The sequence below is a fragment of the Bifidobacterium sp. UTCIF-1 genome (assembly GCF_006408915.1).
Classification (GTDB): Bacteria; Actinomycetota; Actinomycetes; order Actinomycetales; family Bifidobacteriaceae; genus Bifidobacterium; species Bifidobacterium reuteri.
This window is the reverse complement of record NZ_JFAG01000006.1, coordinates 1-12,833: the sequence shown is the minus strand read 5'-3', so window position 1 is coordinate 12,833 and position 12,833 is coordinate 1. Positions and strand designations below refer to the sequence as shown.

8 protein-coding genes and 1 pseudogene are annotated in these 12,833 nt (G+C 59.9%); 7 read left to right on the top strand and 2 right to left on the bottom strand.

The genetic code is table 11. The features are described from left to right. The first annotated feature begins 126 nt into the window (after nt 1–126). Nucleotides 127–606 (top strand): Dps family protein, encoded by a 480-nt coding sequence (locus BW09_RS03870; protein ID WP_044089218.1) that lies wholly within the window; start codon nt 127–129, stop codon nt 604–606. Between the two features lie 800 nt (nt 607–1,406). On the opposite strand, the gene BW09_RS03865 is transcribed toward BW09_RS03870, so the two are convergent. Continuing rightward, nucleotides 1,407–2,792 (bottom strand): ABC transporter substrate-binding protein, encoded by a 1,386-nt coding sequence (locus BW09_RS03865; protein WP_140463491.1) that lies wholly within the window; start codon nt 2,790–2,792, stop codon nt 1,407–1,409. 404 nt (nt 2,793–3,196) lie between these two features. Between BW09_RS03865 and BW09_RS03860 the strand changes: the two genes are divergently transcribed. The 4 genes and pseudogenes from BW09_RS03860 to BW09_RS03845 all read left to right on the top strand — a co-directional run bounded on the left by BW09_RS03860 (nt 3,197) and on the right by BW09_RS03845 (nt 9,086). Continuing rightward, a complete protein-coding gene (locus BW09_RS03860; protein ID WP_140463488.1) occupies nt 3,197–4,231 on the top strand; it encodes a LacI family DNA-binding transcriptional regulator in 1,035 nt (344 codons plus the stop codon). A 309-nt stretch (nt 4,232–4,540) separates the two neighbouring features. Beyond that, nucleotides 4,541–5,890 (top strand): annotated as a pseudogene (locus BW09_RS03855) (ABC transporter substrate-binding protein). 170 nt (nt 5,891–6,060) lie between these two features. Continuing rightward, entirely contained in the window at nt 6,061–7,161 is a 1,101-nt protein-coding gene (locus BW09_RS03850; RefSeq protein ID WP_140463486.1) for a glycoside hydrolase family 172 protein, read from the top strand. Nucleotides 7,162–7,748: 587 nt separating this feature from the next. Then, entirely contained in the window at nt 7,749–9,086 is a 1,338-nt protein-coding gene (locus tag BW09_RS03845) for an ABC transporter substrate-binding protein (RefSeq protein ID WP_140463484.1), read from the top strand. 330 nt (nt 9,087–9,416) lie between these two features. Here the strand turns inward: BW09_RS03845 and BW09_RS03840 are convergent, their stop codons facing one another. Further along, a complete protein-coding gene (locus BW09_RS03840) occupies nt 9,417–10,424 on the bottom strand; it encodes a LacI family DNA-binding transcriptional regulator (RefSeq protein WP_140463482.1) in 1,008 nt (335 codons plus the stop codon). Nucleotides 10,425–10,772: 348 nt separating this feature from the next. On the opposite strand from BW09_RS03840, the gene BW09_RS03835 reads away from it, so the two are divergent. Both BW09_RS03835 and BW09_RS03830 read left to right on the top strand, forming a co-directional pair. Next, on the top strand, nt 10,773–11,627 hold the full coding sequence (locus BW09_RS03835) for a carbohydrate ABC transporter permease (RefSeq protein ID WP_140463480.1): 855 nt from the start codon (nt 10,773–10,775) through the stop codon (nt 11,625–11,627). Beyond that, nucleotides 11,624–12,460 carry a carbohydrate ABC transporter permease gene (locus BW09_RS03830; protein ID WP_140463478.1) on the top strand — a complete coding sequence of 279 codons (837 nt, stop codon included), beginning with the start codon at nt 11,624–11,626 and terminating at the stop codon, nt 12,458–12,460. The genes BW09_RS03835 and BW09_RS03830 overlap by 4 nt, the downstream gene beginning before the upstream one ends. The last annotated feature ends 373 nt before the right edge of the window (nt 12,461–12,833 follow it).

Sequence of the window (12,833 nt, the reverse complement as noted above, 5' to 3'; positions counted from 1 at the left end):
GAACGCGCCATCTTCCCGATCAAAGACCCGAAGACCAGTTGGCGGCCTTCCGCAGCGCGGCCAGCCGTCGGACGAGGGCATGTAGACTGGGAGGGACGTTCCCTGAAGATGAAAGGAAGGAACATCATGACACTTGCATTTGTGGTGCCGGGCCTCGATGAGGCGGCCAGCGAGAAGGCCATCGCCATTCTGCAGAACCGTCTGAGCCAGGAGCAGGAGGCCGCGCTGGTCCTGAAGCACGCACACTGGAATGTGACCGGACCGAACTTCATCGCCGTGCACGAGATGCTCGACCCTGAGGTCGAATCCGTGCTGGCCCAGGCGGATGAGACCGCCGAGCGTATCGCCACGCTGGGCGGCACGCCTGACGGCCGTGCCGACGCTATTACGCGCAATCGCACGTGGAAGCCGTTCGACGTCGAAGGCCGCGCCGGCACCGAGGCGTACCTCAAGGCGCTGATCGAGTACTACGACGCCTTCATCGCCGACGACCGCAAGGCCATCGCCGAGCTGGACGAGCTGGACGTCATCAGCTCCAACGTCATCCAGGATCACGTCCAGCAGCTCGAGAAGTTCCAGTGGTTCATGCGCAGCCACCTAGCATGACGCTTCGCAGCCGGCCAATACTGGCAATGTGATTCTCATATGATCGCTGACTTGCAGCAGCGACTCTATGCAGCGACTCTATGAGGGGAGTCCCGTATGGGGGGCTCCCCTCATAGAGTCGCTGCTGTCTCAGCGGTCTCCGCACTTGTACGGTTGGAAAAGTGTATGAACCACCAATAGCGCCGAAATGTTGTCGAGCGCGCCTCGTGGGCGCAGACCGGAATCCCGTCAACGAGCTTCCGGTGCCGGCCGACGATGCGATGCGAGCGAGTGGGCAATGCGAGTAACGCGGGCAGGCCATTGGCTGGCCATCTTGGCTTCGCTGTACGTCAAGTATGACGCAAGCGGGCCAGTGCGTGCCCCTCGGGCGTCTCCAGAAAGTCGCGTGTGACGCGAGCAGGCCAGTGCATGGCCCGCCGGCTTCGCTGGGGCGTTGCGTGCGAAGTGGAAAGGCCAACATATGGCCATCTGACGTCGCTGTCGGACGCTCAGTGAAGTCAGACGGCCAGTTCTCGTCCAGCGACTTCACTGAGGGCCTGCTCAACGAAGCCACCATGACACGTACTGGCCTTTTCCCTTCGCCCGAGCCGCTCAGTGAAGCCAAACGGCCACATGTTGCCCGGCCTCCATCACCTGAGCCACCCAGCGGGCCGTTCAGCGAAGCCAAATGGCCATATGCTGCCCGGCGAGCCGCGCTGAGCCAGTTCGCAACAACACAACAACGCGTGAGGGGCGCCCGGCACTATGAACCGGACGCCCCTCACGCTGCGACCCCTCGAATCGCCTGTCGTTTACTTCGTCTACTTGGCGAAGGCGAGCTTGTATTCCTTGGCCCAGTTATCGGTGAAGACCTTCTTCACCGCATCCCAGTCACCCTGCCCCTGGGCGTAGTTGAGCTCCGCGGAACCGAGATCCTTCTCCCACTGGTGGGACACAGTGGACACGCTGATGACGTCGTAGTAGCCGTTCTTCTGGTACTCACGGTTGGCTTCGACCAATGGGTTCTTGACGGTGTACGCCTCCTCGTCGAAGGTCTTGAACGGCGTCACCAGGCCCATGTCCTGCGAGATGGATTCACGTGCGGTATCGGAGGTGACGAGCCACTCCAGGAACTGCTGGGTCGCCTCCTGATCCTTCTGGGAAGCCTTGGAATTGACGCACCAGTAGTTGGAGATCACCTGGTTGAGGCCCTGCTTCTCCTCGCCGTCGACACCCATGTAGATCGGCAGCACGCCAAGGTCCTCATCCGGGAATCCCTGATCCTGCAATGCGGAGTAAATCCATACGCCGTCCTGGAAGAACACCGCCTCGCCGAGCGCGAACTCCGAAGTGGCGTCATCCATGGTCTTGCCGGAAAGCGAACTGGCCGGCACCGTCGCATCGGTGATGTACAGATCGTAGATGTTCTGCATGTAGTCGACATACGTGCCCTTGACGGATTCCGGCACGGAGTTCATATCGACGCCGTCATCACGGTACTCGTAGAACAACGGCAGAGATGGCAGATGGAAGTTGTACCGGAACGCCGAGGAATCCATGCCGGCCGACGTGAACGCGCCCTTGACGCCCATGTCGTCCTTATGCTCCTGGATCTCATCGGAGACGGTCTTGAGCGCCTTGAAGTTGTTGAGATCGTCAATCGACTTGACCGATGACCATGATGCATCGAAGTACTTCTTGAGCAGCGACTTGTTGTAGATGATGCCGTAGCTTTCCACCGCGTACGGGATGCCGACCGGCTTGCCGTCGGCGTTCTTGAGCGTACGGTCCTTGTAGTTGTCGGTCAGCTCGCCGTAGATCTTGGAGTCGCTCATATCAGCGGCATAATCAAGCCAGCTGTACATGAAGCTCGGGCCGTCGGCCTGGAACATGGTCGGCGCCTCATCCTTGGCCATTTCGGAACGCAGCGTCTGGTCGTAGTCGGTGGCCGAAAGCTGAATCTGCGTCTCGATGCCGGTCTCGTCCTGGAACGCCTGCGCCAAGGCCTCCCATTTCTCCTGCTCTTCCGCCTTCTTGTTCAGGTAGTACACGCGCCCCTTACTGCTGTCGACCGCGGTTGTATTGCCACATGCCGTCAATGCTCCAAAGCTGAGCGCCGCCACCGATACCAGGCCGATCGCCTTAGCGATGGTGTTCCACGTTCTTCCCGCCATCATTACCACCCTGTAATGGCTCTCCTTGCTCATGCGATACGTGCCTCCATGCACATATCCGTGTACGACCTTGCGGCCGCGCTGCCGGATGCCGGATGCCGACTGTGTCAACCGAGCATCGCTTGACACATAGAAATGATAGCGCTTACATTCTTCACCGTCAACCACCGCCCGCTGATTGCGCGCCACATCACATGCGAACAATAGATAACATCGGCAATCCATTGCAAACACAATCAAACTGTGACCGCTAACAACGCGCACATCGTGGTACAACATAATGTAAGCGCATGCATATATGCTATTGATGTGTACGGGCGTACGTCGCAGCGATTGCGACGGTGCCGGCACGGCTACGGTATCCGGTGCAGTACTGTGCTGCGCAGCGCGGCACCGCACAGTACTGCACCGCCCGCCACACAGCGAAAGGAGACATCATGGCGACAATCCACGACGTGGCCATAGCCGCAGGAGTCTCCGACGCCACGGTATCGCGCGCATTGCGCGGCATGAACAGCGTCCGGCCGACCACCCGGCAACTCGTGCTGGACGCAGCCCGCCGCCTCGATTTCACACTGTCCCGCAGCGCATCATCGCTGGCATCCGGCAAAACCATGCGCGTCGTCATGCTGTTCGGCTGCACGATTGCGTCATGGTTCAACGCGAGCTGCATCGAAGGCGTGCTCGAAACGCTGGAACCCCACGGCTACGATCTTGTGCCGGTACGGGTCTGCGACCTGAAGCAACTGCATGGATTCTTCGCCGACCTGCCCAGTAACGGACGCAATATGGATGGGTTCATTCTCCCGTCATTCTCGCTGGACGACAGCGAATCGGCGTTGCTTTCCAGCATGCATATCCCCGCGGTCGCCCTCGACGCACGGAGCGCTTCCCGCCTGCCCGCATCCGTGATGCTCGACAACAAGCGCGCCATGAACGACGCCGTACGATTCCTGCGCCGGCTCGGCCATCGCCACATCGGATACGTCGCGCATCCGAAACCTGCGCCGTTCCCCGCCAGCTCGTATCTGCGCAAGGATTTCTTCCTCCATGCGATGCGCGAATGCGTTCCCGACGCGGAACCGGTCGTATTCGCATCATCCAGCGACATGGACGCCATGAGCGAAAACGAGGCCATGGCCGCCATGGCCGGCCGGATCGCCAGCAGCGAGCATCGGCCGACCGCGATCTGCGTCGAAACCGACGAAGCGGCGGTCGCCATCATGCGGCATCTGCGGCAACTCGGCATCCACATCCCCGAAGACCTGTCGATCATCGGATTCGACGACCATCCGACCGCCGTAGTCGCCGGACTGACCACGTTGCATCAGGATCCGCAGCACATGGCGCGACTGGCCGCGCAGCAACTGCTCGCCCTCATGCAGGGCGAGACGTTGAACGAAACGGTCACCACGGTAAGAGCCACGCTGATTCCGCGCGCCACCACTGCCGCCGCGCCCGCTCTGCAGTGACCGCGCGGCGCCGCGCCCGCCTCACCGCCAGCGCCACCGCTGCACGCCACGGACAAACTCGACAGCGACACGCTGGAACACGCCCGATTGACGATAGCGAACCGGTTCGATATCCTATAAATCGAACCGGTTCGACTGCATGCTTACGCAACGAGGCAACACCTGAGCCGGACCAATAATCCACTCCAACGCATAACGAAATGCGCTACAGCAAAACCGGCTGCACCAACGGTGACGTATGCAGTCCGGCACCCCGTACAACCACAAGTGCGAGGCGGCTCCGTGGCCGCAGAAGAAGAAAGGGAATCCATGAAAAAGCTGTCCAAAGGAATTGCCCTGATCAGCGCCGCAGCATTGACGCTGGGACTGGCCGCATGCGGCTCAAGCACGAACAGCGACGCAGGCCATGTCTACTTCCTGAACAACAAGCCGGAAGTCGTCGACCAGTGGAACGAACTCGCCGACATGTACACCCAGGAAACCGGCGTGCAGGTCGACATCCAGTCCGCCACTTCCGGCAGCTACGAATCCACGCTGTCGTCCGAGCTGGCCAAGAACAACGCCCCGACCATGTTCGGCATCGGCGGCTTCGACCAGTACGCCAAGTACAAGAACTACCTCGAGCCGCTGCAGGACTCCGAAGCCTACAAGCTGCTCAACGAGCAGGGCAAGCAGATGGCCCACAAGGACGGCGACGACGTGTACGGCCTGCCGTACGCCGCCGAATAGTTCGGCATCATCGCCAACAAGAAGATCATCAACGAGTACGCCAAGAAGAGCTACTCGGTCATCAAGTCCTTCGACGACATCAAGGATTTCGACACCCTCAAGAAGGTCGCCGACAGCATCCAGCAGCACAAGGATGACCTCGGCCTCGACGGCGCCTTCTCCACCCCCGGCCTCGACGCCTCCAACTACTACCGTTACGCGTCGCACATGACCCAGGTCCCGGTCGCCTACGAGTACATCGACGAGGGCGTAGACTTCGAGAAGGAGCTCAAGGGCACCTACCTCGACAACTACAAGGCCCTGTGGGATCTTGAGATGAAGGACAACCCGACCGAGAACACCATGCTCGGCTCGGTCAACTACGAGGATTCCACCGCCGAGTTCTCCACCGGTCGCGTGGCGTTCTACCCGAACGGCGTGTGGGCCTACTCGCAGATCAAGGACAACGACGTGGCCGACGAGGACCTCGCCATGCTGCCGTACTACATGGGCTTCCCGAACGAAAGCAAGTATGCGGCGAACTCCATCTACGACATCTCCTGGTCCGTGAACAAGAACGCATCCGAGAAGGACAAGAAGGCGACGCTCGACTTCATCAAGTGGATGGTCACCAACGACGACGCCAAGAAGATCCTCGCCAAGGACATGGGCTTCGCCGTGCCGTTCACCACGTTCGACAGCGAAGACTTCCAACCGGACAACCCGCTCACCAAGTCCGCACTCAAGCTGGAATCCGATGGTCTGACGCCGATCCACGGCGCCTACATTCCCGGTCAGGCATGGGCCGACGGCGTGGCCAACGCACTGCTCGAATACGCACAGGGCACCGGCGACTGGAACGGCGTCAAGAAGGCGTATCTCGATGATTGGACCAGCGCCTGGAACGACTACGAGTCCAACTTCGGCATGCTGCCGCCTGTGCACAAGTGATGCGCGCGCATAGGCAACGAATGCGATAACCGGCAGCCACGGACAAAGCAGTTGACATCGCTGCAATCGTCATAGCTGCCACAACACAGTGCGGTTCCGGCGTCGTGCGTCATGTGCGGCACCGGAACCGTTCGCGTAATGGTTCGCGTAATGGAAGGAATAGATTGACGATGATTGCCGACCTTGGCTCATTGATGACCCTGCGGCGCGAGTCCAGCCGTGCGATCAACGCGGAGAATCCGACCGGGGAGCCCGGCCGCGGCGGCATCGCCGCCAGCGAACTGGGCCCGTCGCGCAAGGGCAGCCCCTGCCTGCGCAACATTCCCAGCGGCGAAACGGTCACGCTGGCCGACATCGACGGCCCCGGCTGCATCCGTCATATCTGGATCACCGTCGACGAAAAGACCACGGACGCCGACTGTTTCGTGCTGCGTGATCTGGTGCTGCGGTTCTACTGGGATGACGAAAGCGAGCCGAGCGTGGAGTGCCCGCTCGGCGATTTCTTCTGCTGCGGATTCGGCCGCGCATGCCTCGTCAACTCCGAACCGGTGGCCGTGGTGCCCAACCGCGGGTTCAACATGTTCTTCCCGATGCCGTTCGCCAGGCACGCGCGGGTGACGCTCGAGAATCAGCATGCGAACACAATCGGCGCGTTCTTCTATCAGATCGACTACAGCCTGTACGACGATCCGCTGCCACCCGATACCGCCTACTTCCATGCGCAATGGCGTCGCCAGCGGCTGACCGAGCTGGGCAATGATTATGTGGTGCTCGATGGCGTACGCGGCTCGGGGCAGTATGTGGGTACCTATCTGGCGCTGACCACGCTCGAACGGTACTGGTGGGGCGAAGGCGAGTTCAAGTTCTATATCGACGGCGACCGCGAATACCCGACGATCTGCGGCACCGGTACCGAGGACTACTTCGGCGGCTCGTGGAGCTTCGCCAAGCAGGTGAACGGGAAGACCGTGGAGCAGAACTACTGCACGCCGTACATGGGATATCCGTATTACTCCGCGCACGACGAGCTGGTGCACAACGATTACCACAACGACGACTGTCCTCCGATGCGCGGCTTCTATCGCTGGCACATTCCCGACCCGATTCGCTTCCGTTCCGACCTGCGTGTGACGGTGCAGCAGATCGGCGTGGGCCATCGCGGCTTCTTCGAGCGGCAGGACGACGTGGCATCGGTCGCGTACTGGTATCAGCGCGAGCCGCATGCCGCATTCCCCACGCTGCCGGATCGCGAGTACCGCTGGCCGCGGTGACGAGCGCGATGAGACGAGGCGGGCGAGGAGCAGATTCCATGCTCTTCGCCCGCCTCATTGCGTTGGTGCGAAGGACGCCGAAGCAGCGCAGAGGATTCACGAAGCGAACTAGTGATCGGTCTTGCATTCGCCTGAGTGGCATTGCCTCCTTTGACGGACCGTTGCCGTGAAGCAGACAGTGGCGGCACGTTGCCCCCTCTGACGAGGGGGCTGGCAGCGTAGCTGACTGGGGGAGAGACACAAAACCGAAATCCTCAATCATTAGTGAAACAAACCACTGGGCCGCCTCTGAGCGGAATAATGCCCGCGACACGCGGGGCGCAGCTTGGTCGCGCGCGAAAAATGACACAGTTGCAAACGTTTATTGCAATCGCTTGCAGTCTGTAAAACGGCGAAAACAGCGGTAAAAATGTGCGGTTTTGATTACTTTGTCTATCCGGGATTAGCTGTTCTGCCGAGAGATGGATTGCACTCGTCTGCATTCTTCTGGGAAACAGTGCATAATAGATTCTGTCGCCGGAAGCAACGGTGCCGATGGCGCCGACTCAACGAAGATGGGACCGGCAGCATTTAGGGAAAGGTTGAAGATGAATCGTACAATCAAATCCGCAGCAGCGATATTCGCCGTGGCAGCCATGTCCATCAGCATGGCCGCGTGCGGCAGCGACACCAACTCCAACGCCGATGGCGGGGACAACGGCAAGGTCTACTACCTGAACTTCAAGCCGGAAGCCGCCGACCAGTGGAAGGACCTGGCGCAGGCCTACACCGACGAAACCGGCGTGGAGGTCACGGTGGAGACTGCGGCATCCAACACCTACGAGCAGCAGCTCAAGTCGGAGATGGCCAAGTCCAACGCCCCCACCCTGTTCCAGGTCAACGGCCCGGTCGGCTACGCCAACTGGAAGGACTACACGGCGGACATGTCCGACACCGAGGTCTACAAGCAGCTGCAGAACCCGGATGTCGCACTCAAGGACGGCGACAAGGTCGTCGGCGTGCCGTACGTCATGGAGACCTACGCCCTGATCTACAACAAGGACATCCTCAACAAGTACTTCGGCCTGTCCGGCGCGAAGGCCAAGTCTATCGACGATATCGACTCCTTCAAGACGCTCAAGGCCGTCGCCGACGACATGCAGGCCCGCAAGGATGAGCTCGGCATCAAGGGCGCGTTCACGTCCGCCGGCTTCGATTCCAGCTCCGACTGGCGATTCAAGACCCACCTGGCCAACCTGCCGCTCTACTACGAGTTCAAGGAAGACAACGTCACCGAGCAGCCGGCCACCATCAAGGGTACCTACCTGGAGAACTACAAGAACATCTTCGACCTGTACATCACGGACTCCACCACCGAGCCGTCTCAGCTGAGCTCCAAGACCGGCGATGACGCGAACTCCGAGTTCGCACTCGGCGAGGCCGCCTTCTACCAGAATGGCACCTGGGCATGGACCGATCTGCAGAACGCCGGCATGACCGCCGAGCAGGTGGGCATGATGCCGATCTACATCGGCGGCCCTGACGAGAAGGACGAAGGACTCGCCACCGGCTCCGAGAACTACTGGTGCATCAACTCCAAGGCCTCCGAGGCCGACCAGAAGGCCACCGCCGAGTTCCTCAAGTGGGTCATCACTTCCGACACCGGCAAGGAGGCGCTGAGCACCGAGATGGGCTTCACCACCCCGTTCAAGACCTTCGATGACGTCAAGACCGACAATCCGCTGGTTGCGGCCGCCGTCGCCGATCAGAAGTCTGGCAAGACGCAGGTCAGCTGGAACTTCACCATGATGCCGTCCGAGCAGTGGAAGAACGATCTCGGCAACGCGCTCCTCGAGTACGCACAGGGCACCCAGAGCTGGGATGCGGTCAAGACCGCGTTCGTGGACGGCTGGGCCAAGGAGTACTCGGCCGCGCACGCGTCCTGAGTCCGACTCCAGCGCAATAACCGACCAGCATGCCGCGTCAGAAGTTCGTTGATTATATCGTCGGCTCCCCTTGTCAGGGGAGCTGGCCCGCAAAGCGGGACTGAGGGGTAGTTACTCGTCAACGAATTTCCGACGCAGGACACTAGCACAACATAAATCGCACAACTCAATACAACATAACTCAACAGTGTCATGAGCGCTCAACGGTTCACCCAGCGTCCGCCGTCAGCAGCATCGCCCCAGTCGGCTGTCAGCCCATGACCACGCAACATCAACGAACGGGGTTTCGATACCATATCGGAACCCCGTTTTTACGATGGTGTCTGGTCGTCAGCCCTTCGCCTCGGTCGTGCTGGACCGCACCAGCAGCTGCGCGGGAAAGACCTCAAACGGCTTGGCCGTCTTCCCTGTCTCGATGAGATCAAGGGCTTTGAGCGCCGCGCTTGTCGCCATCGCGATCGGATCCTGCCGCACGGTCGTCAGCCCGACCTCATTGGCGTAGAAGCTGTCGTCGTATCCGACCATGGACACGTCGAACGGCACACGAAGACCAGTGCGCGCCAGCTGGAACATGAGCGGAATCGCGATACCGTCTTCTTGGCATGCGATGGCGGTCGGCATGCGATCCATCGAGAGCAGCTCGGTGGTCGCCCGGCTGATGCGGTCGTCGCCGTCCGCGATGACGATGGTGGTCAGGTCGATACCGGATTGTTCGCATATCTGCGCGAACGATTCGTATCGCTGCTGCACGCTGAAGTGCAGCGTCACGGCACGATCGGTGCGGACGTACGCGATGCGCCGATGCCCCAGCCCGATAAGGTGCCGGGCGAGCAGCTTCGACCCCTGATCGTCGTCGATGTTGACCGCAGCGTTGAAACCGGTGTTCGGCATCACGCAATTGATGCCGACGATTGGCACACCGACAGTGACCAACTGGCTGATCTCGTCGGTATCGATGTCGAACGAAGCGACGATCACGGCGTCGGCGTTGCGGCGTATCGGCAGCATGTCGAAGAACTCGCGGCGCTCCTCAATGCTGGAGATCTGGAAGATCGACAGGTCGTAGCCGTTCGCATGGAACACTTGGTTCAGTCCTTCGATAATCGAAGCGCTGAACCATAGGCGGATGTGATCGCTCATCAGCAGGGCCACGCGCAGCGCGCGCCCGGACTTGAGCACCATGGCTGAGCGGGAGATCGAGAAGTTCAGCTCCTCGGCGATGGCCAGCACCTTGGCTCGTGTCGCTTTCGACACGAGCTCCGGCCGGGTGAACGCACGGGAGACCGTGGAGACGGAAACGCCGGCCTTGTTGGCCACGTCTTTGATGTTGGTTCCCATGCCGGTCTCCTTTGCAGCGAGATACGTCTATGACACAACAATAAACGCGGACGGCGTCGACCACGAGCTGAACAGTCGATAAGACAACGTTATCATGCGTGCTAATCTGCGTTGGGAATGCCGAGAAATCAGTATTTCCAGTATTTCACTCTGGTGTTTGACGGCGAGGAAGGAGTGGTGGACACGCCTTTTATGACAACGTTTGACCATCGGTCATACGCGTGGTATGGTAACCTTAAACCGGTTCGATTTGGTGCTATTCAGCACTAAGGAGACTGAACAATCCCAAATTCGGACCACTCGCACGCGGTAGTGCGGGTGTGCTCAAGGAGGAGAAAGTAGGCTGGCATGATTTCTATGACTGGCAAAGCGATTCGCAGGTGGTGGGCTTTGTTCGCCCTGCCTACGTTCGCAGCATTCATGATTGGTTTCGTGGTGCCCTTCATCATGGGCCTGTACCTGAGCTTCTGCAAGTTCAGCACGGTGACGGACGCCCAGTTCATCGGCATTGACAACTACGTCAACGCGGTGCAGGACAAGGAGTTCTGGAACGCATTGGTGTACACAGTGCTGTTCACAATCGTGACGACCATCGTGATCAACGTGGCCGCATTCGCGATCGCATACATGCTCACCAAGAAGTTCGCAGGCACCAACGTCTTCCGTTCGGTGTTCTTCATGCCGAACCTTATCGGTGGCATCATCCTGGGCTACATCTGGCTGCTGCTGCTCAACGGCGTGCTGGCCCACTGGGGTTGTTCGATCACCTACTCGGGTGTGTATGGCTTCTGGGGCATGGTCATGCTGTACTGCTGGCAGCAAATCGGCTACATGATGATCATCTACATCGCCGGCCTGCAGGCGCTTCCGGGCGACGTGCTCGAAGCCGCCGCGGTTGACGGCGCAACCAACACCCAGACGCTGTTCCAGGTCACGATCCCGCTGATGATGCCGTCCATCACCGTGTGCTCGTTCCTGACCGTCACCGGTGGCTTCAAGATGTTCGATCAGAACCTTGCTCTTACCAACGGCGCCCCGTCCAACAGCTCCGAGCTGCTGGCCCTGAACATCTACCGCACGTTCTACGGCCGCGCAGGCTTCGAGGGCGTCGGCCAGGCGAAGGCCGTCGTGTTCTTCATCATCGTGGCGCTGATCGCCATCATCCAGAACCGTCTCACCACTAGCAAGGAGGTGTCCGCATGAGCGAGAAAGTCAAGCATCCGGTACTGTGGACCACGCTGTTCACCATCATCTCGCTGGCTTGGGTGTTTCCGATCGTCCTCGTGGTGATCAACTCGTTCAAGCAGAAGGCATACATCAGCCGCAACGCGTTCTCGATTCCGACCGGCAAGGCGTTCGTCGGACTGCAGAACTACACGCGCGGCATCAAGCGCACCAATCTGATCGAATCCTTCGGCTGGACCGTTGTGGTCACGGTCGGCGCAGTGCTGCTCATCCTGCTGTGCACCTCCATGTGCGCATGGTGGATCGTGCGTGTGAACAACCGCACCGCGAAGTCCCTGTACCTGCTGTTCCTGTTCAACATGATCGTGCCGTTCCAGATGGTCATGTTCACCCTCTCCAAGATTGCCGATATGCTCGGCCTGAACACTCCGTGGGGCCTGTGGATCGTGTATCTGGGCTTCGGCGCCGGTCTGGCCGTGTTCATGTTCACAGGCGTAATCAAGGGCATCCCGCAGGAGCTTGAGGAGTCCGCAATGATCGACGGCGCCTCCGTGCCGCGCATCTTCTTCCAGATCGTGCTGCCGATCATGCGCCCGTCCGTGATCTCGGTCGCCATCCTGCAGGCCATGTGGATCTGGAACGACTTCCTCCTGCCGTACCTGACGTTGGACATGCGCCGATTCAAGACCATGTCGATCGCCATCCAGTACCTCAAGGGTGGTTATGGCTCGGTGGATATGGGTGCCATGATGGGCTGCCTCGTGCTGGCCATCATCCCGATCATCATCTTCTACCTCGTGTGCCAGAAGTACATCATCAAGGGTGTGATGGCTGGCGCCGTCAAGGGCTGACGATTACAAGCCGAAGGGGGGCTTCCCGGATTGTTCCGGGAAGCCCCCTTTCGTATGCGCATTGGAGCGCGCGGCCCTGGCCCCTTTCTTCGCCGAACTGAAATACACCTAGTGGTCCATCTCGTAATTGGTTGAGTGGTGCTGTCCCCTCTGACGACTACCCCTCAGTCGGCTACGCCGACAGCTCCCCTGACAAGGGGAGCCATACAAGCCGGTATCGGCCCCCTCTGACGAGGGGGCTGTCAGCGAAGCTGACTGGGGGAGAGAAAAAGCTGAATCCCTCAATTATTTGCGAGACAGACCACTAGTATCTTGCGTCAGAAATGCGTCGATTCACTCTGGCTCCCCTTGTCAGGACAGCACCGTAAAGCGG

Excerpts from the sequence above, each read along its gene's own strand:
- BW09_RS03870 (WP_044089218.1), top strand. The coding sequence starts at position 127 with ATGACACTTGCATTTGTGGTGCCGGGCCTCGATGAGGCGGCCAGCGAG.
- BW09_RS03865 (WP_140463491.1), bottom strand. The coding sequence starts at position 2,792 with ATGAGCAAGGAGAGCCATTACAGGGTGGTAATGATGGCGGGAAGAACG.
- BW09_RS03860 (WP_140463488.1), top strand. The coding sequence starts at position 3,197 with ATGGCGACAATCCACGACGTGGCCATAGCCGCAGGAGTCTCCGACGCC.
- BW09_RS03850 (WP_140463486.1), top strand. The coding sequence starts at position 6,061 with ATGATTGCCGACCTTGGCTCATTGATGACCCTGCGGCGCGAGTCCAGC.
- BW09_RS03845 (WP_140463484.1), top strand. The coding sequence starts at position 7,749 with ATGAATCGTACAATCAAATCCGCAGCAGCGATATTCGCCGTGGCAGCC.
- BW09_RS03840 (WP_140463482.1), bottom strand. The coding sequence starts at position 10,424 with ATGGGAACCAACATCAAAGACGTGGCCAACAAGGCCGGCGTTTCCGTC.
- BW09_RS03835 (WP_140463480.1), top strand. The coding sequence starts at position 10,773 with ATGATTTCTATGACTGGCAAAGCGATTCGCAGGTGGTGGGCTTTGTTC.
- BW09_RS03830 (WP_140463478.1), top strand. The coding sequence starts at position 11,624 with ATGAGCGAGAAAGTCAAGCATCCGGTACTGTGGACCACGCTGTTCACC.